14 protein-coding genes and 1 pseudogene are annotated in these 20,561 nt (G+C 72.5%); 5 read left to right on the top strand and 10 right to left on the bottom strand.

The genetic code is table 11. The features are described 5' to 3' along the window. Positions 1–113: 113 nt before the first annotated feature. Positions 114–1,093 (bottom strand): annotated as a pseudogene (locus tag AB0O21_RS36440) (IS5 family transposase). Between the two features lie 73 nt (positions 1,094–1,166). Beyond that, the gene (locus tag AB0O21_RS36445; protein WP_365178940.1) at positions 1,167–1,694 is read right to left on the bottom strand and encodes a hypothetical protein; all 528 of its coding nucleotides are present in this window, start codon (positions 1,692–1,694) and stop codon (positions 1,167–1,169) included. Positions 1,695–1,943: 249 nt separating this feature from the next. Between AB0O21_RS36445 and AB0O21_RS36450 the strand changes: the two genes are divergently transcribed. Further along, on the top strand, positions 1,944–2,318 hold the full coding sequence (locus AB0O21_RS36450) for a hypothetical protein (protein WP_365178942.1): 375 nt from the start codon (positions 1,944–1,946) through the stop codon (positions 2,316–2,318). Between the two features lie 226 nt (positions 2,319–2,544). Here AB0O21_RS36450 and AB0O21_RS36455 read toward each other — a convergent pair whose 3' ends face one another. From AB0O21_RS36455 to AB0O21_RS36470, 4 genes are all read right to left on the bottom strand, one after another. Continuing rightward, complete coding sequence (locus AB0O21_RS36455) at positions 2,545–2,775, bottom strand: RDD family protein (protein ID WP_365178945.1); 231 nt, start codon at positions 2,773–2,775, stop codon at positions 2,545–2,547. Between the two features lie 144 nt (positions 2,776–2,919). Then, the gene (locus tag AB0O21_RS36460) at positions 2,920–5,187 is read right to left on the bottom strand and encodes a tetratricopeptide repeat protein (protein WP_365178948.1); all 2,268 of its coding nucleotides are present in this window, start codon (positions 5,185–5,187) and stop codon (positions 2,920–2,922) included. Positions 5,188–5,191: 4 nt separating this feature from the next. Continuing rightward, a complete protein-coding gene (locus tag AB0O21_RS36465) occupies positions 5,192–5,617 on the bottom strand; it encodes an NAD(P)-binding protein (protein WP_365178951.1) in 426 nt (141 codons plus the stop codon). 280 nt (positions 5,618–5,897) lie between these two features. After that, positions 5,898–6,086 (bottom strand): hypothetical protein, encoded by a 189-nt coding sequence (locus AB0O21_RS36470; RefSeq protein ID WP_365178954.1) that lies wholly within the window; start codon positions 6,084–6,086, stop codon positions 5,898–5,900. Positions 6,087–6,361: 275 nt separating this feature from the next. On the opposite strand from AB0O21_RS36470, the gene AB0O21_RS36475 reads away from it, so the two are divergent. After that, the gene (locus AB0O21_RS36475) at positions 6,362–7,030 is read left to right on the top strand and encodes a hypothetical protein (protein WP_365178957.1); all 669 of its coding nucleotides are present in this window, start codon (positions 6,362–6,364) and stop codon (positions 7,028–7,030) included. Positions 7,031–7,057: 27 nt separating this feature from the next. Here AB0O21_RS36475 and AB0O21_RS36480 read toward each other — a convergent pair whose 3' ends face one another. Further along, on the bottom strand, positions 7,058–9,889 hold the full coding sequence (locus AB0O21_RS36480) for an AAA family ATPase (protein WP_365178960.1): 2,832 nt from the start codon (positions 9,887–9,889) through the stop codon (positions 7,058–7,060). Between the two features lie 302 nt (positions 9,890–10,191). Here AB0O21_RS36480 and AB0O21_RS36485 point away from each other — a divergent pair, with 302 nt between their 5' ends. After that, a complete protein-coding gene (locus tag AB0O21_RS36485) occupies positions 10,192–10,866 on the top strand; it encodes a response regulator transcription factor (RefSeq protein ID WP_365178963.1) in 675 nt (224 codons plus the stop codon). Positions 10,867–10,944: 78 nt separating this feature from the next. Beyond that, a complete protein-coding gene (locus AB0O21_RS36490; RefSeq protein ID WP_365178966.1) occupies positions 10,945–11,589 on the top strand; it encodes a LuxR C-terminal-related transcriptional regulator in 645 nt (214 codons plus the stop codon). Between the two features lie 89 nt (positions 11,590–11,678). Here the strand turns inward: AB0O21_RS36490 and AB0O21_RS36495 are convergent, their stop codons facing one another. The 3 genes from AB0O21_RS36495 to AB0O21_RS36505 are packed head-to-tail and all read right to left on the bottom strand — an operon-like array spanning position 11,679 to position 19,133. Next, entirely contained in the window at positions 11,679–13,133 is a 1,455-nt protein-coding gene (locus AB0O21_RS36495; RefSeq protein WP_365178969.1) for a hypothetical protein, read from the bottom strand. Positions 13,134–13,191: 58 nt separating this feature from the next. Further along, positions 13,192–15,747 carry a hypothetical protein gene (locus tag AB0O21_RS36500; protein ID WP_365178972.1) on the bottom strand — a complete coding sequence of 852 codons (2,556 nt, stop codon included), beginning with the start codon at positions 15,745–15,747 and terminating at the stop codon, positions 13,192–13,194. Continuing rightward, positions 15,744–19,133 (bottom strand): right-handed parallel beta-helix repeat-containing protein, encoded by a 3,390-nt coding sequence (locus AB0O21_RS36505; protein WP_365178975.1) that lies wholly within the window; start codon positions 19,131–19,133, stop codon positions 15,744–15,746. Before AB0O21_RS36505 ends, AB0O21_RS36500 begins: the two co-directional genes overlap by 4 nt. A gap of 225 nt (positions 19,134–19,358) precedes the next feature. Between AB0O21_RS36505 and AB0O21_RS36510 the strand changes: the two genes are divergently transcribed. Beyond that, positions 19,359–20,534 carry a S8 family serine peptidase gene (locus AB0O21_RS36510; RefSeq protein WP_365178978.1) on the top strand — a complete coding sequence of 392 codons (1,176 nt, stop codon included), beginning with the start codon at positions 19,359–19,361 and terminating at the stop codon, positions 20,532–20,534. Positions 20,535–20,561: the final 27 nt, after the last annotated feature.

Below are 20,561 nucleotides of genomic sequence, written 5' to 3' on the forward strand. Positions count from 1 at the left end.
GGGCAGAAGCCGGTCGTGACGACAACCTGCCCGCTACACTCCCACCGCTCGACGTTTCCCCAGGTCAAGCCACAAAGTACTGCTGGAGTACTAGGGCCTGTGTGAGGTTGTGATCAGTCGGTGGCCTTGAGGAGATCGTCGATCCAGATCATTGCGGCGCGGAGGTGGAGGCCTGCGAGGTAGCTCTCGGGTGCCTTGTCGTAGCGGGTGGCGATTCCGCGCCAGGCCTTCAGTTTGTTGATCAGGCGTTCGACGGTGTTCCGTTGCTTGTAGATCTCGGCGTCGTGGCTGACGGGCCGGCCGCCTCTCGCGCCCTTCTTCTTCCGGTTGGCGGCCTGGTCCTTCTTCTCCGGGATGACTGCCTTGATGTTGCGTTTGCGCAGGTAGGCGCGGTTGCTGCGGGACGAGTAGGCCTTGTCCGCGGCGACCGCGCCGGGCCGGGTGCGGGGACGGCCGACGGTCAGGCGGACCCGCACCATGCCCAGCACGGGGATGAATTGCGGGCTGTCCGCGGCCTGTCCGGCGGTCAGGACGAACGCGAGCGGACGGCATCTGCGGTCCGAGGCGAGATGAATCTTGCTGGTCAGTCCGCCACGGGACCTGCCGAGCAGGGGTTCCGTCAGACGGAGCTTGCGTCGGCGTCGGACACGTCGACGCTCGGCCTGTCCGTTCTGTTCCTCCGCTCCGCCCCTTTTTGCCGGGCCTTCTCCTGCTCGCGCGCAGCCACTTCAAGGACCTCCATGAGGTCCTTGCCGATACGCATCCCGGCGGCGTCGTGGTGGGCGCGGACCGTCGTGGAATCCACGCTGACCAGCGACAAGTCCGTTCTCCCCGCGCGGGCCGCCTCGGCAATCAGGCCTTCCAGCAGAGCAGTGAAGACGCCGGCGTCCCGCCAGACGCGGAAACGCCCGTAGACGGTGGCCCAGGGCCCGAACTCGCAGGGCATCTCCCGCCACTGGCCGCTGGACCGGAACCGCCAGATCACCCCCTCGAACTGATCCCGCAGTCGTTCGGGGTATGGGCCGAACCTGCCGATCGGCAGGTAGGGCTCGATGAACTTCCACTGAACATTGGTGAGTTGCCTGCGTGTCACGACCAATGTCCTACCGGGTTCCGTTCCAAGAAGAAGGTTGAACCCAGCAACTGATCATGACATCACATAGGCCCTAGTAGCCGAGGTACCTCCTTCTCCTGTTGTAGCAATGGTCTTGGCACCGGATTCTGTCGATCTCGTACTCATAGAATTCACAGCCCATCGAGCATGCCTCGAATAGGTCCTCACACTGACGTACCCTTTCTTGGTGCGGGTCAAATTCTGGGTTTCGGTCCGGGTCTTCCAGAGGCCTTGACCGGAACCGCCCCACGCTTCGTCGCTGTCCGAGCCGTGGGTTCGGCGTCGACCTCGCGGAGGACTCGCTCAGCTGCCGGAAGATGTCAGCAACGCTTGCGTCAGTGAACTCCACTTCCACAACGCGGAGCCTCTTCCCGCAACAGTCGTGTACTTCACCCGTAATGCTCAGAGATTCGATGCTGTCCTTGGCGATAGTGATCGCGTAAGCGCAGGCGCAACCTGAGCCAGCGATGAACGGCGTGGCCGTGACGCGGTCGTCGTCTCCCAAGACCCGTTCGATGGTGGCGCGGAGTGTGCTCTGTTCGGCAAGCAGGTCATCGAGGCTGATGCGTTCCTTCGACATGGGTCTCCTGGTTGCGTCTGGTCCGAGATGGAGTCCGTCGAACTGAACGCGACCAAACCCGCATATTTCCCCTTATATCAAACACTTACCAATGAAGCAGGCTGATTCGGCCTCAGCTCGTCGAGATCCTCGACCTCACGGCCATTCTGGGCCAGCCGACGCCACGACGTCTCTGCCGACGTCGCCCAGTGGCTGGCGGACATCGCCGCCGTCATCGACGGAGGCCGGCGGGGCTCGGAACCTCACGATGTGTCCCTACGCCGAAAGATCGGCTCCTGGCGACAGGTGGAGTCCCGGCAGGACTTCACGGCCTTCCTCCAGCTGCTGTCGGCCGACTGCGAGACCGCGTGCGACGGGCAATCTCCTCGCACACCTGCAGCACTGAGCTCGACCAATCAGTCGGTCGACGGCTTCCTCTGGGCCTGGGTCCGGCTTCTGGAGAGCCGGCTCGATGGCGCCGACCTGGTGTACGAAGAGGCTCCCGGCAGGCCCGGATGGCGGGGACTGGCCCTCCAACTGGACACCCTGCGCACCTCCCCGCCCGGATTCGACAGTGCGCTCGCCGGTCCGGCCCCGTGGATCTGCCGTACAACACCAGGCCCTGCGTGGAGGAGATCGTCGTAGCTGTGCCCGGGCTCGCACCGGGGGAGCCGACGGTCCAGCAGAGTTCCGTGGGTGGGCCGTTGCTTCGGGTGGCCGATGAGCCATGGCCGCACCGCGACGTCCCGGATGAGAAGTCCGCTTCCGGGGCGCTGGCGACTGTCGGCCCGGTCTACGTGGCCTGGCGCCGGGGGAACCCCGGCGCGGCCCGGCTGCGCGGGCCCGGCGTTCTGCCCCGGTAGGCGACTGCCTACCGTTGACGCCGGTGGATCACCGCGCTGCCGGCGGACTTGTCGTGTATGCCCCGGCGATCGGTGCTGAGGTTGATCGATGAGAGGTTGGCGACACAGAACACCGGGATGCCCGTCACCACGAGGTTCGTGAGGTGCCGGGTGACTGCCGCGCCGTAGCCGAGGCGCTCGCCGGTTTCGAAGCGCACCACTTCGAGGCCGAACGAAAGCGACGGCCACCCGGTAGCCATCGGCGGTCAGGTGGTCGTAGACCCCATGCCGGCCCGATCCGTCCACGAAGCCACCGTGCACGAGCACGATGTTCTTGATGGTTGTCGTGATCGTCTCCGGTCTGGAGGGACAGGCCCCGATGCCTGTCCGGCGTTCCTCCGGCATCAGGAAACGGCGGCTGCCAGGGCCTGGCAGCGGCTGCCCGCCTCGATGTCACCGATTGACTCGTACACTCGGGCAGCCCGTGTGTACGTACGGCGGCTCTCGTCGGTCCGGCCTTCGCCGGCCAGCAGGGAAGCCAGCGTTTCAAGGGCGTCCGCCTGCCGGTAGTCGGACGCCTGGAGCTGGTCCACGAGGTCGATTCCCTCGCTGAGCGCGGTGATCGCCTCCGCACGACGGCCGAGGTGTCGGAGGCAGGAGCCGATGCGCAGCAGCGCCAATGGCCGACTGTGCACGACGACGCTCGGTGTCATCCCTGACTCGGGATCGTCCAGCACGGCGAGCAGTCCGAGGTAGCGATCCAAAGCCTCGGCGTAGCGCCCTTCGTCAAAGAGGCACTTGGCGATGGCGGCGTTGCTCTGGACGTAGGAGTCGATGTCGCCGATGGTCTGGAACATCTCCGCTGCCCGGGAGGACGACTCGATGGCCCCATCGTGTCGGCCGAGCAGGAGGAGTGCCTCGGCGGTGTACTCGTGTGCCCAGGCGATCTGCGCGGTGGCATCGGCCCGGGTGGCCAGTTCCAGCGCCTCGGCCGCGTACCGAAGCACCGCCTCCGGGTCACTGGGCGGCACCGAGTGGACCCAGGCCAGATAGTTCAGCTGGGTGGCTTGCTGCGTCAGGTCGCCGAGGGCGCCGGCGGCCTCCGCTCCCAGCGTGAAGACCTCCTGCCAGTGCGGGCTGTGCGCCCAACGGTCGGAGAACCAGTGCATCGACTCCGCGCAGTCGAGGACGAGAGAGTGCCGGCCGCTGCCTGCCGCGGCCCGCATCGCACCCAGCCAGTTGTCCACGTTCACCCGCAGCCACCCGTCGGCCTCCTCCTCGGAGATCAGGACGGCGAGATCGGCGTCGGGCCGGTCGGGACGGCCGTAACCTGGTTCGAACCACCGTCCGGACAGCGTGGCCATCCGCAGCAGCCACGACGTCACCCTCTCCGCCAGCGTCTCGCGCCCGGTCGCGGTCTCCTCGTCCTGGAGCCGGTCGCGCGCGAACAGGCGGACGAGGTCGTGGAAGCGGTATCGGCCCTCGGCGCCATCCTGCAGCAGGCCCAGGTCGACGAGCTCGTCGAGCGCGTCCCAGGCGGCTGCGATCGGCATCCCGCCGGCGACGGCCGTCAGAGCAGCGTCGAGGTCCCGGCCGGGTACCACGGCGAGGTTACGGAACACCCGGCGCGTGGAGTCCGCGAGCTGCTCGTACGACATGCCGAAGGCGTTGGCGATTTTGAGGTCACCGGCCTTGAACTGCTCGAGCCGGCGCTCTTCGTCCGTCAGCCGGGCGGCGAGTTGGGCGGCGTCCCAGTCGGGGCGGCTGAGCAGCCGGTTCCCGATGATCCGCAGCGCCAGGGGCAGCCCACCGCACAACTCGGCGAGCCGGGCGAGCGTCGACTCCTCGTCGCGCGCGGAACGTTCGCCCAGGATCCCGGCCAGCAGTTCCGTGGAGTCCGGCAACGGCAGGGGGCCCAGGGCGAGTCTGCGGACCCCCTCCAGACCCGCCAGCAACCGCCGCGTGGTGATCAGCGCCCTGCTCGCGCCCCCTCCCGGCAGCAGCGGACGCACCTGCTCCTCCGAGGCGGCATTGTCGAGGACGACCAGGACACGCTTGTCCCTCAGCAGCGACCGGTACAAGGAGGCGCGTTCGTGGGGATCGCCCGGGACGTGCTGGTCGGCGACACCGAGTGCGCGCAGCAGCAGCCGTAACGCGTCATCGGCGGTCAGGGGCTGCTGGGACATGCCGAACAAGTCGAGGAACAGCACCCCGTCGGGGAAGCTCGATCGCACGGAATGCGCGGCACGGACGGCGAACGTGGTCTTGCCCAGGCCGGCGGAGCCGGTGATGAGCCCCACCACACCGACACCCGGCGAACTCTCGGCGTACACCAGCTCGCTCAACCAGATCAGTTCCTCGTCGCGGCCAGTGAAGTCCTCGACGGACCGGGGTAGTTCGCACAAGCCGCTGCGCCGAGTCCAGTGGTCCCGCAGTCGCCCGTCGCGCGCCAGCTCGATCAGCCTCGCGCGGCCGCTCCCGTCCAGCTTCAGCGCGTCCGCCAGGGCGGTCACGGTCCGGGCCTGAGGCCCCTTGCTCCGTCCGCGCTCCATGTCCGACAGGGTCCGGGCGCTGACGCCCGAGACCTCGGCCAGCTGCTCCAACGTCAGCCGTGCCGCGCGGCGATGGCCACGCAGCACCTCTCCGAAACCGGGTCGGTCCGTCTCACTCATGGAGTCACTTCCGATCAGCTGCGATGGCACGGACCGTGCAGGACGAGTCGGTGTTGACCTGGGTCACGGTGGCCCGCCCCAGCCGCATCCGCTCGTAGCGGCGGAGCGCGGCCACGGGGGCGTCGTCCCGAGCCAGGCACCAGGCCAGGACCCGGGTGTCGACGGCCGCGCGTCCCAGCGGCTCCTCCCGGAGCACTTGGCCCATCCGGTCGTGGTAGCTCGGCTCGTGCGGGGGTAGCGCGACGGAGTCCAGCTCGCCGTCCAGGCCGAGTTCGGAGAGTTCCCGGACGGCGCGCGGCAGCGGATTGGTCCCCACGCCGACCGCCTCGACCTTCCGCTCCGCTTCGTACACGTGTGGCTCGAAGCCGGCGGCGTGCAGGCTCAGGGCACAGGTCAATCCGGCGATGCCGCCGCCGACGGTCACATTCATCGGTCCGTTCTCGCCCTTCGCCGGGGCCACGGGCCTGGCCGACAGTCTCGTATCACCCTCGGGACATGAGCCGCGCCTGTCCAGTACGCAGCGGTCACGATCAATGATGACACCGGGGCCCGTCGCGCAGGGCAACGGGCTCGGCTGGCAGTCTTCACAACCCGGGTGCCTGAACGCGTAGTTGATGGACGCCCTGGGCGGCGCGGTGCCCCGGCCGGCCGGCGAACCAAGCGGGCTTGGTACCTCATCGCCACCGACGACCGCATGATCCCGCCCCGGCTCAGCACGCGATGCCCCCCTCCGCGGTCAAGTCAACGGCGATCTCCCGGCGCAGCCGTACGGGATCCGCCTGGTGGAAGGCGCCGAAGGTGGCGAACCCGGCGTTGTTGATCACGCTGGTGACGTGAAGGCCGAGCCGCTCCACGCGCATGGCCAGCGCCTGTCCCGGGTTGTCCGTGGCAAGGCCCATGTCCACCACGTGAACCCGGACCCGGTGCTGTGCGTACTCCGTGACCGGCCGCGACGGGCGGCCCGCGCCGTCGGCGTGGATCCGAACGGCTGACTGCGACCGCGCTGCCCTTCAGGTGCGCCCTATGGGGCAACATTCCATGTCCGAGGGGATGTTCGCCTTGCAGTGGCCTTTGCCGCACACGCCAGATACCTAACATGTAACTAGCTGGGTATCCGCTCGTGTGCTGAGGATGGTGGGGTGTGGCGGTGGGGCGTTCCGGACGGGTGGACCGGGTGGATGGTGAAGCGCCGCCCGGGGTGGTAGTGGTCCAGCTCGATGAGGATCCGGACTGGCAGGACCGCCTCCGCCGGGGGAGCGCCGTACCGCTCGCCTTCCGGAGCTGGGGGCAGGCCGCCACCGGCCGCCTGGGCCTCCTGCGCGGCGTACTGACCCTGCTGGACAGCCGGGTTGTCTGCCCGCCCGATGAACTCGCGGGGTGCGTACGCTCGTTGAGTCTGCTGAACCCCGTGGTCGTGTCCACCCGGCGGGACGGGGCGGCGGTGCGCGCCCTGCTCGAGGCGGGAGCCTTCAACGTTCTGGACCGGGACGAGTCCCCCGGCGTGCTCGCCGCACGTCTGGGCGCCGACCTGCGCTGGTTGCGGCGCTCCGGGAGGCCCGCCGCGGCCGGCGCCGTACCGGCCGCCACCGCGCCGTCCTTCCGGACCCAGGCCCTCCTGCTGGACGTGCTGTGCTCCCTGCGCGGACCGGTGTGCTGTCACGACATCCGACGCCTCCTGGGCACCCCGGCCAGCCCCATGAGCCTGCCCGCGCTCCGGGCCCGGATCCAGCGCCTGGCCCCGCACCTCGCGGGCGAGGGCCTGACCTGCCTGCGCTCGGGGCGCTGGGGTGCCGACACGATCAGCGTCCACAGCTCTGGAGGGGCGGTCGGCCGCGCCGCGTGATGCCCGAGCGCCGGCCGGGTCGCGCTGTCAGCGGCCCGCTTCGGCCGACCGGCTCCCCTCCTGGTAGCCCAGCTCCGAGAGCTTCTGGTAGAGGGAGGCCCGGGAGCTGATGCCGAGCTTGGGGAAGAGGTTGTACAGGTGGGTGCTCACGGTGCGCGGGGACAGGTAGAGCCGGCGGCCGATCTCCTTGTTGGACAGGCCTGATGCCGCCAGCCGGCCGATCTGCAGCTCCTGCCGGGTGAGATCGGCCGGATTGCCGGTCGGACCCGCGGGTACCGGCAGCAGTGGGGCCACCCCCGCACGCTCGTGCTCACGCTGCGGTCGGCGGATGACGGCCGTGGCCGCATCGGTGCGCACTTCGGCCTGCAGGACGCCGCCGCCACTGCCACCCCGACTGACGCCGCCGGAGGTGCGGCGCTTGCGGTCGAAGGCCAGGCGCAGGCGGGCGCATTCGAAGGGGTGCTGCTCCCGCTCCGGGGAGCCCACCGACGCCTCCAAGAGGGACTCCGCCTGCTGCGGCGGGGCGAGCAGGGCGCGCGCGCCCGCGACCAGGACGAGGTGTCGGCCCGAGCGGTGGGGGAGTCCCGCGGCCTGGGCTGCCGCCAGGTGCATGTGCGCCTCGTGGGTCCTGCCGGTCAGTACGGCCGATTCCACCAGGATCAGGAAGACCCAGGGGTGCAGCGGGGACAGGGCGGCACTGTCCGCAGCCGCCCCGGAGGCCCGCAGGGCATGGGCGTAGGCCTCGGCGTAAGCACCCTCGGACAGGGCTGCCCAGGCACTCGCCTGATGAACCATCAGGGACGTGAGCCCCGACAGGCCGTTTACCGCGGTCAGCTCGCGAACCAGCGCGCGCGCCGTCCCCGCGTCACCGTGTGCCGCCGCGATCAGGGCCGACTGCGCCTTGGCGCGCCGGGCCGCGAGTACGAGTCCGTGCTCCTCGGCGAGCCGCAGCATCCGCGAGGTCGCCACTTCGGCATCCTCCCGCAGGCCGCCGAGGAGGAGGTCGAGCCCGAGGATGCCGAGCCCGTCGGCGCAGTCGGTGACGGCACCCCCCTCGTCGCTCGCCTCGACCACCCGCCGCAGCCGGTCCCGGAGCGGGCCGAGGCCGTTCAAGGCGAGCGAGAGGTGGGCGAGCCGCAGCACCTCGGCGCTGCCGGCGTCCGGGGGGAGGTCCTTGACGGCCGCGTCCAGCCGCGCCGGGGTCCACGGGCCCCCTTCGGCGAGCGGAGCGGACAGCTCCTTGGCGAGACGGGCCCAGGACGGTCCCGTACTCAGCCTGGAGGCGATCGCGTGCCACTGCTCCGCGTCGCCCGAGACCACGGCGAGGGAGAAGATCCGGGTGAGCAGCTCGTCGCGCCAGGCGCCCCGGGGGCTGCAGTCGCCGCCCGGCGCGTCCCCGCACGAGTCGAAGGCGCCCAGGAGCAGGTGGAAGGAGGCCCGGCTGTCGCCGTCCCGCTCGGCCAGCAGCTGCGCCTGCGCGAGGGCGAAGGCCGGGCCCTCCGGCCGGGCCGCCCCCGCCGAGGCCTGACCCAGCAGCTCCGCCGCGAGCGCGAACCGCCCCGCACGCCCGGCACTGTGGGCGGCGAGCGCCAGCAGTTCGGCGCGTTCGGGGGAGCCCCCGCACAGATCGGCCGCCCGGCTGTGCGCCGTGAGGGCCAGGTGTGCGAAGCCGTGGCGGGCCGCGCGGGCCGCACCGGCCGCCAACGCGCCCGCCGCGGTGGGATCGAGCCCTACGGCCGATGCCATCAAGTGCCGTACCTGCTCATCCGGTTCGAGGTCGAGTACGGATGCCAGCGCCCGGTGTGCGGCCCGCAGCCGGTCGGGCGCCGCCGCCGCGACCACCGCGGCACGCAGCAGGGGTTCGGTGAACTCGAGCCGCCCCCGCTCCCCGGAGACCCGCAGGACGCCGGCGTTCTCGGCGGTCACCAGCGCCTCGCCCGCGGCCTCCCAGCCGTGGCGGTAGGCGGCCCACAGTGTGCGCGTACTGCCGTGCGCCTCCAGGGCCGCCAGCAGGAGCAACTCCCGTACCTCCTCGGGGAGGGCCTCCACCGGGGTTCCGTACACCCTGCGGAGGGGCTCGCTGAGGGGCAGGAAGGCGGGCAGCGGCTCGCGCCCCGCCAACTGCGCCTCGGACAGGACCCCGGCCAGTTCGGCCAGCGCCAGCGGGCTGCCGTCGGAGGCCTCGAGGATCCTGCGCCGCGTCTCGGCGGCGAGCGCGGGGTGCCGCGCGTCGAGCAGCGCCGCCGCGTCCCTCCGGGACAGCGGGCCCACGGGGCACTCGGCGGTCCGCGCATCGTCGAGGAAGGGGCGGGCGCTGTCCGCCGTGGCGGCGACGAGCGAGATCCGCGTGCCGGTCAGCCGGCGGGCGAGGAAGCCGAACACCGCGCGGCTCTCGGGGTCGAACCAGTGGATGTCGTCGAGTACCAGCAGTACGGGCCGCTCCCGGGTCGAGTGCCGGAGCAGGGCGAGGACCGCCGTGGAGAGGCGGAAGACATCGACGCAGGAGGTGTCGCCGGTGTCGAGGGCGGACCGGAGTGCGGTGCGCTGCGCGCAGGGAAGCTCGTCCAGTTGGTCCAGCTCGTCCCGGATGGGCCAGAGGGCCTGGTGCAGTGCCGCGTACGGCAAGGGCATCTCGGTTCGCACGCCCGCTGCCCGCAGCACCAGTGCCCCCGTGGCCCGGGCCCCGGCCGCGCAGCCGTCGAGGAGAGCGGTCTTGCCCATGCCCGGCCGGCCGTGCAGCGTCAACACCTGGTCGGCGTCCCCGTGCGGCAGCCCGTGTACGAGGGCGTCCAGTCGGGCCGTCTCCTTCTCCCTGCCGACCAGTTGCCGGGGGGTCCTCGCCTCAGCGGACTCCATCATGTTCGCCCCCTTGCCTCGTGTTCCTGTCGGTTCGCATTCAGCACAACAGGCGGATCCGGGGATCCCCGCATCGGCGGCCCGAGCCCGTCCCCTTTGTGCAGGACGTGTGTCCACCGGGGCAGCAGGGGAGGGTTCGGTGAACCGTTTGGCTAGGCAACACGTAACCACCGGTCTGGGCAGTTGGCTGGGATCGTGCTTGGTTCAGGTAGTTCCCCCTACCTAACGCGTATCTATACAATGCCGATGGTGTTGACCTCGTGTGCACGGCGATCGACCGTGACGGGATGGGGAAGGGGATCGACATGCCGACCGACATTCTGACCGAGGAGAGAACGACCCGGACGGCACTCACCCTTGCGGTGCACGCCACGGACAGCATCACGGCCAGGGGTGTGGAGCTGTACTTCGGTGCCTTCGAGGACATCGAACTACTGGCACCCGGAAGGGAGACGGGCGCAGAGGTCCTGCTCGTGATCGCCGGTGAGGTGACCGACGAGGTCATCGAGTGGATGGGGCGGGCGGCGCAGCGGTCGCGGGTGGGGGAGATGCGGATCATCCTCGTCGCCAACGACATCGACGACTGGAAGCTCGTCCGGGCCTTTGATCACGGCCTCGTCTGCTTCATGACACGGGGCACCGCCACCCTGGCCCAGGTGCGCGACACCGTGCTGGCGAGCAGGGCCGGCCGGGCGGAACTGCCGGGCAGCTTCATCCGCTCCCTGATCGACCGGATGCACACGGCGCAACAGGGCGCCCTCGCGCCGCGCGGGCCCTCGCCGGCCGCCAGTGCGTTCTCCCCGCGCGAGATCGACGTGCTCCGGCTCCTCGCCGACGGATGGGACACGGCCGAAGTGGCCTGTCGGCTCAACTACTCCGAGCGGACCGTCAAGAGCGTGATCACCAGCATGATGAACCGGCTGGGCCTGCGCAACCGTCAGCACGCCGTCGCCCACGCCATCAAGTCCGGTGTGCTGTAACGGCTCGGCGGCCGCCCGGGAGGAGAGCCCGTGCTGCGGGCCTCGCGCGCGGTGATGGATGAGGGACGGAGGGGAGGGATGACCGTGGTGCCGGTGCTGGTGAGGGTCGTCGGCGGTGATCCGATCACGGATTTCGCCATGGCGGCCTGCCTGGGGCAGGACGCCCGTGTCGAGGTGCTCGCCGCCGAGGAGTACGCGCGGACCCAGGCGGTCCTCGCGCTGGCCTTCGGCGTGGACGAAGACACCCTGACCGGGATCCGCCGAGCAGTGGCCGAAGCCCGGTTGCCCGGCGTGCCGGTCGTCCTGGTCGCCGATTCGATCACCGAAGCCGACCGGGCCCGGGCCGAGGCCCTCGGCCTCGTCGGCCTCATCCACCGCCCCCAGGCGGACGCCGAGATCCTTGTGCGGGCCCTGCTCTACAGCCGTGACTCGCAGCAGGGGCCCGACGAGGCGCACGGACCGCGTGGAGCCGGCGCGACGGACGGGGACATCGCGGAGGCCGGAGGGGCGGACGGGGCGGCCGCCCGAGGAGCGGGCTCGCACCCGCGCGAACTCGACGTGCTGCGGCTGCTGGCGGAGGGACTGAGCACGGCGGAGATCTCGGCCCGGCTCAACTACTCCCAGCGCACGATCAAGGCCATCATCCAGCGCATCCTCGAACGCCAGGGCCTGCGCAACCGCCCGCACGCCGTGGCGTACGCGCTACGCCGGGGGCTTCTGTGACGGTACGTCAGCCCGCACAGCGTGAAGGCCTCCGCCCGGCAACAGCTGCCGGGCGGAGGCCTTCCTCCTTCCGCGGGTGAGCGCCGCGATCAGTACTGGGTGCCGCTGCCCCAGAGGAACCTGCCGCCGACCGCGATCGTGACGTTTCCGTCGGCCTGCAGGACCAGTTCGGCCCCCGGGTTCCCGTCCGTGCGGGACGACCAGACGGTCGTGCCGTCGGCCGCGAGCACGACCAGGTTGCCGTCGCCCTGGAACACCGCGCGGTCTCCGCGACCGGAGGTGCCCGAGGACCAGCGGGCCCGGCCGTTGGCGTCGAGGATGACCAGATTGCCGTTCTGCTGCATGGTCAGCGAGATGCGGTTGGTGGCGACCGACTTGCCGCGCCCGATCACGTAGGTGCCGTGCAGGACCTTGGTCTGACCCTCCTTCGACGTCGGCATGGCGGGTACGGCCGTGGCCTTCGTCTCCGTGGCCTTGACCGGGGCCGGGGCCGGGGCCGGGGCCGCCTTGGCCGGGGCGGGTGCGGGGGCCGGAGCGGCGGCCTTCACGGGCGGGGCGGCAGCCGGCGGGGTCGCGGTCCTCGTCCCGGTGTCGGAGAGAGCGGTGTGCTGGACCGCGGGGCCCGCCGACGGGTCGGCCGTCGTGTCCGAGACCGCCAGGACCGTCTTGGGCTTCCTGCCGGGGCTGTCGCCACCCTCTCCGCCGCCGACGTCGTCGCTCCGGACGGGCGGGTTCGCCCCGAGCGGGCTGTCCGGCCGGCCGCCGGCCGCCTTCCGGTCCTCTGCCCTGGCCGCCCCGATCGCCTTCTCGTCGACGAGTGTGATCAGCGGCGGCTGGTAGGCGGAGGTGTCCACCGGATCCGGCTGACCGGGAGCGGTCTTGGACGGCAGGGCCGCCGGAGGCTGCTTGAGCCGGTCGGCGGGCTCCGAGGACTTCTTCCCCGTACCGCCCTGCGCGCTGGGCCAGGTGGCGCCGCCGCGCTCCCCGAGCATGGCGACCGGGGCGGAGGCGGTGATGTCGCCGACCGCGTGCGTTGCCTGTTCGGAGTCGGAGCGCTGGCTCACCACCAGCGGTACGGAGACCAGTACGGCTCCCGCGATGGCCGCCGCGGCCATCAGCGGACGCCCGCCCTGGCCGCCGTTCCCGCCCGCGGTCTGGCGCGTCGGCGGCGTCGAGCTGTCCGCCGCGGCGCGCGGGGGCGCCGCCGTGGGAGCGGCCGCCGCCGTGCCCGTGGGGGCGGAGCCGCCTTCGTCCGCCCCCACGGCCGGCGGCGCGGAGGCCGGTGCGGCCGGCGGCGTCGTGGGGAGCGCCGGGCGGGCCTCCGCGGTGGACCGGGAGCGCCGGCGGACGCGCCCGGCCAGGCGGGTGGGAGTCGGCTCGGCTGCGGCCGGCCGCGGTGCCGGTTCGGCGGGGGCCGGCTGTGAAACGAACACCGGCCCGGAGGCGGTCCGTTCCGACGCGGTGGCGCCGTGCAGGGCCACCGCCTGCCGTATCCTCGGCCGCTCCGCGCTTTCGGACCGGGTGCCCGGAGGGCCCTGGCTCACGGTCCGTTCCTCTTGTGCCACTGGAATCTCCTCTGTCGATGGATGTCGGGCCTGCTCTTCAGGACAGGACCGGTGCGGGACCGGCTGCCGGGTGCCGCGCACCGGGGCGCTCCCTCAGCCGGCCGACACAGCGCTCGGGCCAGGCGGCCGCCTCGTCCCACCGCGGTTCGGAGTCCGCGAGCCAGGTGAGCAGCCGTTCCTTGAACAGCGCGTCCTGGGGGTCGAGTTCGCCGAGTGCGGCCGGTGGAGCGGAGTCGGGCAGCTCGCGGAGCAGGACCAGCCGGCCGCCGGCCCGGCCGTCCCGTACACCGAGTACGCGCAGCCGGGTCCCCGCGCCGAACACGACCTCCTCGACGGCGTCGGTGCTCGCGGCCCCGTCGTCGAGCAGCGGCCGGATCCGGCGCGCGGTCGCCGACCAGATCAGGTACCGGTCCCCGCCGCCCTGGGGCAGCGGGCGGTCGGCGGCGAGCGCGCTGATCGGCGCGTCGGCGCTCAGTTCCGTACCTGGTACGGGATCCTCCGCCCCGGCGCCCGGGCCTGTGCTCCGCAGCGCGGGCCCCCGGTACGAGGGGAGCCGGCGCAGGCCGGCGTTGACCGCTGCCCGGCGGCGGCCTTCCGGCAGGACGGCCGCCTCACCCGTCAGGTGCAGGTGCAGGGCGACGAGGTCGGACCGCATCGCGTCGTCGGCGCGGCTGCGTACGGACGGCAAGCGGGTCAGCGCGCGGACCACGGCCTGGTGGTGCCGCTCCCATGCCGGGCCGAGGAGGGTGCGCAGGTCGGTGGGGCCGCCCGGCAGTGGCGCCTGCGCCACCGACGGGGGAGTCGCCGGCAGGGGAATCGGCGCGGGGGGCTGCACCGGTTCCGGCGCCGGGGCCTCCGGTGCCGGGGGTTCCACGGCCGCCGGGGCCGGGGCCGGGGCGGGAGCCGGCGTCGGCCCCGCCTGAGCGGTCACTGCCGCTGCTGTCGCCGCCTGCACGGCGGGCTCGGCCGCCACGAGCGGGGTGACCGGGGTCAGCCAGCCCGGCAGGGCGCCGGCGGAGGCGGCCGCGCCCGGAGCCTCGGTGACGCCGATCTGCGGCAGGGCCAGTACCTGGGTGGCCTCCGAACTCTCCGCCTCGGGAACGGGCTGGGGCGGGGCCGGCTCGGCCGGGGCCAGTGACGGGGCCGTGGAGGAGACCAGGGAGGCGGGCGCCGAGGCGGTGACGGCCGCGGGAAGCTGCCGCTGGGGCGGCTCCGGGGCGGCCGGAGCCCGGCCCGGCAGGTACGCGCTCGAGCCCGCACCGGCCAGCCAGCCCCGGCGGGCCAGGCCGATTCCGTGCCGGACCGTGATCCGGCGCAGTTGGGTCAGCTGGTCGGCGGTGCAGTCCGCGTGGATCTGGAGCATGGCGCGTTCCCGGCCCGAGGCCTCGAGCTTGGAGAGCATGCCGTCCAGCACGGGCAGCAGGGAGTCGTCCGTGGCGACGCCGGGCACTCCGACGTCGATGGCCAGGACCTCGGCCTCCACAGGGCGCTCCCACGCGTTAGTGTCCTGGCCGGTGGGGCCCACCCACAGCCCCGCACGGGTCACCGTCACCTGCCAGTCGTCGGAGAGCCGGTACGTCCCGTCCCGCGGCCCGGGGGCGAGGCCCGCGAAGGGGGGCCGCCAGCGCTTGAGACGCCCGCCCGGACCGTCGAGGGGCCCGCAGACGACGGATTCCACATACGAGTTCCAGGTCGGGTCCCCTTCGCAGGAGACGAGCAGGGTCCGTGACTCCGGAGCCCCGCCGTCCGTAGCGTCGAGCAGCAGCGGCAGTCCCCCCGAGACCTCCACCTCCGTGTCGAGCAGGTGGGCGACCTCCTTGGCCACCGGCAGCAGGTCCCCGGACCAGGGGACCAGCCGGGTCGCCCGGCGGATCCGGTCTGGCAGGGCGGCCAGCACGCTGGCGACGGCCTCCGCGGAGGTGCCGGCGGCGCCGGGACCGCCGACCATCAGGACCGCGCTGGTCGCCTCCATCGGCACCGTCAGGGCGAGCGCCGGCACCGGGGACGCCGCGTACCGGTCGGGGCGCAGGATGATTCCGGCCGGGATGTGGTCGATGCGGTGCCCCTCGGCCGTATCGGCCGCCAGCCGGGAGAACGCCGCCCGCCAGACGGGCGCGGGGAAGCGCCGGCCGAAGGCCTCGGGGGCGCGGCCGGCGGCGAAGCGCAGCCAGCCGTGGTGGGTGAAGAGGGTGCCGCCCGGTCCGACGACGGGGACGCCGCGACAGGCCAGCACCTCGACCGGCCAGGCTTCGGTGATCCGCTCGGCGATGCCGGAGCCCGCGCCGTCGGCCATGACCAGTGTCACGCGGCCGACGTGTTGGCGTACGGCGGCGGCCAGGATGGGGGTGAACTGGTCGAGGAGCGAGTCGGTGTCCTCGACCCCGCTGTCCACGAGGAACACCACGTGGTCGCGGGCCATGGGACCGAGCCAGTGGGCGGCGTCGGTCAGGTGCTGGGGCGGGTCCTGCGCGGGATGGAAGAGGTAGACGCCGGGGGCGCCTTCGGGCGCCGGCGGATTCTCGGCACCCGCCGCCGGGGCGTTCCCGCCGCTGCCGGACGAGCGGCGGCCGAGGAAGCTCTGCCACAGGCTCATGAGCGGGCACCCCCGTCGTGCTGGAGGACCCGCTGCCGCTCGCCGCGCGAGGCGGCGGACTCCAACGGAAGGTCTTCCGGCAGCAGTTGGCTCAGCGCTTCCAGGCTCGGGTCGGCGAGGCCCCTCAGCCGGCCGGCCTGCCTGGTCATCATGGTCTCCACGAGCTGGCGGGCCAGGCGCGCGTTGCCGAAGGACTTGCCGCGGGGCGTCGCCTCGAAGAGCCCGCGCAGCGTCTCCAGGGTCTGGGGGGCGCACTGGTAGCCGAGTTCGAGCGTGTGCCGGTCGGCGATGGTCACCAGTTCGTCGGTGGTGTAGTCCTCGAAGGTGACGTGCCGTGAGAAACGGGAGGCGAGACCGGGGTTGGAGTCCAGGAACCGGCCCATCTCGTCGGTGTATCCGGCGACGATGACGGCCACCTCGTCGCGGTGGTCCTCCATCAGCTTGAGCAGGGTGTCCACCGCCTCCCGCCCGAAGTCGGAGGGGGAGTCGAGCGGGGTGAGGGTGTAGGCCTCGTCGATGAAGAGCACCCCGCCCAGGGCGCGTTCGAAGGCCTCGCGGGTGAGCTGTGCGGTATGGCCGATGTACCGGCCGACGAGGTCGGCGCGGGCCACCTCGACGAGCTGGCCGCGGGGGAGCACCCCGAAGGAGCAGAGCAGGTCGGCGTAGAGCCGGGCGATGGTGGTCTTGCCGGTGCCGGGAGGCCCGGCGAACACGAGGTGGTGGCTCATCCTGGGCGCGGGCAGTCCGGCGGCCTGTCGCTGCCGGGTCGCCGCGAGGAGGTCGACCATGCCCGCGACCTCCTCCTTCACGGCGGACAGTCCGATCATGCCGTTGAGGCGGGCCAGTACCTCCGAGTCCGCGGGCCGGTCCTCGCCACCCGAGCTGATCATGGCCGCCTCCGCCTCGCCCACGTCCTCCGCGACGAGCTGCGCGAGGTCGGACTGGCTGATCTCGGAGTGGGACGCGAGCCGGAAGGCCTGCCGGTCCACCATCTCCTCGAACACCTTTCGCGCGGCGCGGCCGTTGCCGAAGCTCGCGTCCCGGGGCATCCGGGTGAAGTGCAGGGCGAGGGCCTCGCGCGCGGTCGGGGCCAGCTGGTAGCCGTGGGCGGCGCACATGTTCTCGACGATCGTGACGAGTTCGTCGACGGTGTAGTTGATGAACTCGATGCTCCGGGTGAACCGGGAGGCGAGTCCGGGGTTGGCGGACAGGAAGGCCTGCATCTCCTTGGAGTAGCCGGCGACGATGACGACGACCTCGTCGCGGTGGTCCTCCATGAGCTTGACCAGGGTGTCGATGGCCTCCTGGCCGAAGTCGGCCCCCGAGCCCTTGCTGTCGGAGAGCAGGGTGTAGGCCTCGTCGATGAACAGGACTCCCCCCAGGGCCCGTTCGAAGGTCTCGGTGGTCTTGATGGCGGTACCACCGATGATCTGAGCCACCAGGTCGGCCCGGGAGACCTCCACGATGTGGCCCGAGGGGAGCGAGCCCAGCTCGGCGAGGATGCTGCCGTACAGGCGGGCCACGGTGGTCTTGCCCGTGCCGGGCGGGCCCGCGAAGACGAGGTGGCGGCTCATGGGCGGAGCGGGCATCCCCAGGCTGGCGCGTTGCTGGGCCAGCCTGTTGAGGTTGATCAGTGTGCTGACCTGGTGCTTGACGCCCTCCAGTCCGACCAAGGCGTCCAGTTCGCCGAGCGGCCCCTTCGGCGCCGTGTCCGGGGCTGCGCCACCCGCCCCGGCCTCCGCCGTGCCCCCGCTCCCGCCGCCCGGGGGGACCTCCTGCTTCGGAGCGCCCTCCCAGATGTCCCCGGCGCCGTTGCCCGTGCTCACCAGACCGTCCACCGAGAGCCGGGTGCCCGGACGCGAGTGCCGCAGCCCGGCGCCCCGGTTGCCCCGGACCGCGCAGCCGGTGATGGTGACCTGTTCGGCGCTGTCGACGCGGATGCCGTCGCCGGTGCTGTCGGCGAATCCGCAGGAGTTGAGGGCGGCCCGGGCGCCGGCCGCGACCAGGATGCCGTGGGCGCCCGCCTCCTTGACGTCCACCCGGGTCATGGACAGCTCGCCGCCGTCCTCGACCGAGACGCCCTCGGTACCCGTACCGCTGATCTCGCAGTCCCGCAGGGAACCCCGGCCGAGGGCCCCCACCGACACCCCGGCCTGCTTCGAGCCGCGGATGGCGGTGTTGCCGACATGCGGGTTGCCGTGCCCCTCGATGCGCAGGGCCGCCGAACCGGTGTTCTCGACCTCGCAGTGCTCGAGCCGGCCCCGGCCGTCCTCGGCGACCTCGATCCCGAAGCCCTTCGTGCCGTTGACGCGTACCCGCCGCAGCAGCGGGTTGGCCCCCGAGCGCACCGAGATGCCGTGGCCGCCGGCGTCGATGACGTCGAGCCTGTCGATCTCCGCGACCGACTCGTCCCCGAGGAGTACGGCGACGCCCTCGGTGTCCCGCACCGTCGTGCCGGTCAGTACCGGACTGCTGGACTCGGCGACGCGTAGGGCCGCCTGCGCGGAGGTGCGCAACACGCAGTCCTCGTACGTACCACGGGACTTGCCGGTGACGAGCAGGCCGCTGCCCCGGGTGTCGGCGGTGCCGCAGCGGCGCAGCAGGGGGTCCGAGCCCGCGGCGACGACCATGCCGTGACCCGTGGTGTCGGCCACCTGGACGTTCTCCAGGACGGTGCGGGAGGTGCTGGTGACGTAGACGCCCACGGTCACCCCCGTGATCGTGACGTCCTGCACGGTGACGCTGCTCGAACCCTCCAGAGCCACGGCCGGTTTGTCCGTGGAGGAGATCTCGCACTTCTCGACGGAGCCGCGGGCCTCCCCGTTGGCCAGGACCCCGTTGCCCCGCGCGTCGCGCAGCCGGCAGCCGCGCACGCTGAGCCGGCCCTGGTCCACGAAGACGACCGCGGATGTCCCCAGGTGCTCGATGACGGAGTCCTCCACCGCGCTCGGCTGGGCGGAGTTCACCACGACGCCCGCCCCGTCCGGGTTGGTGATCCGGCAGTCCCGCAGGGCGAGCGAGCCGGAGTCGGAGGCCCATACGGCCGTCCAGCCCTTGCCGACCACCTCACAGTCCCGCATGGCGAGTTGGCCGCGGATGGCATGGACCACGGGCACGTCGCTCTCCCCGCCGCGCAGCAGCAGATCGGTGAGCATCACCGCCTCGGCGGCCAGGGTGATCGCGGTGTCACGGCGCGGGGCGATCTCCACGCTGCCCTTGGGGCCGTCGGCGGCGATGGTGACCTGCGTGGCCACCATCAGGTTCTCCACGTACCGTCCGGGCTGCACGCTGATCACCGCGCCCGTGCGGGCGTGGGCGAGCGCCTCCTTGATGGTCCGGTACTCGCCGGAGCCGTTGTGATCGACGGTGAGTACCTGGCGTACCACGACGGTGCCTCCCCTGGTGGTGCAGTGATGCGGCGATCCGTGCCGCGGATCGCGCCGGCTCTCAGGCTGCCGGGGGCCGGTGGGCGGTCGCCACCGAACAATGACTGGTTCCCGCGACGTAGGGCGGGCGGTCGATGACGTAGATTCCGGCGCGGCGGGCCTCAGGCATGCCGAACTCCGGTCGCGGCGATCCCGGTTGGCCGATGCCGCTCCTACGCTGCGTCCATGAGAGCGATGCGACGGGGCGCGGCCCCTCTGATGTCCGCGATGGCTCTGGTCGCCGCCGTGGCCGCTCCCGGCGCGGCCGCCGGGTCCGAGGGAGAGACCCTGCCGGTGGTCGTACAGATCCTGGCGGACGACGCGCCCTGCCGGCCGGCCTCCGACAAGCGGGCCGAGCAGCCGCCGTGGACCCAGGACATGCTCGGCCTGGACCGGGTGTGGCGGATGGTACGCGGACAGGGGGTCACGGTCGCCGTGGTCGGGACCGGGGTCGGCACCACGATCCCGGCGCTCGTGGGCCGGGTGACCCCGGTCGGGGCCGAGAGCGGACAGGACTGCGTGGGCCACGGCAGTTTCGTCGCCGGGCTGATCGCCGCCGGGCCGCGCGAGGGCTCCGGCTTCACCGGGGTGGCCCCCGAGGCGCGGATCCTCGCCGTCCGGGCCACCACACCGAGGGGCGCGGCCACCCCTGCCACGGTGGCGCGGGGCATCGAGGCCGCGGTCGCCGGCGGGGCCAAGGTGATCGCCGTGCCCTACGCGTTCCCCGACCGCGGCGCCGAACTGACCGCCGCCGTACAACTGGCCCGGCGCGCCGACGCGCTGGTGGTGGCGCCCGCCGCGCCCGACCAGCCGCCCCGCCAGGGCGGCGCGGACGCCACGCAGCCCCGGGACTACTGGCCGGCGGCCGAGCCCGGTGTGCTCTCCGTCGTCGACTTCGCCGCCGACGGCTCCCGCCCGGCGAACGCCGTCGTCCCGCGCCACGCAGACCTCGGGGCCCCCGGGGACCGGGTCGTCAGCGTGGGGCCGGGCGGCGAGGGCGCCTTCACCGGGTCCGGCTCATCCCTCGCGGTGGGCTTCGCCGCGGGCACGGCGGCCCTGGTCCGGTCCTACGAGCCCGGCGTCAGCGCCGACCGAACCCGGACCCGGCTGCTGGGCGGCTCGTACACGGCGGCCGTGCCGCGCCTGGACCCGTACGCGGCCGTCTCGGGCGTGCTGCCGGCCGACTCCGCGCCGGCTCTGGAGCAGGCCGCTCCGGTCACCCTGCCGGCGGCGGCCCCGGACGGGGGCGCCCGGTCGCGCAGCATGCTGATCGCGGCGGGCGGCGTGTCCCTGGTCCTCCTCGTCGGGGCCCTCGCGTGGCTGCTGCCCAGGGCGCGGGCGCGCGGCTGGCGCGCCGGCTAGGCCGTTTCTTTCCGATCACCGGATCGT

Origin of the sequence: Streptomyces sp. NPDC091371 (genome assembly GCF_040684275.1) — a bacterium.
Classification (GTDB): domain Bacteria; phylum Actinomycetota; class Actinomycetes; order Streptomycetales; family Streptomycetaceae; genus Streptomyces.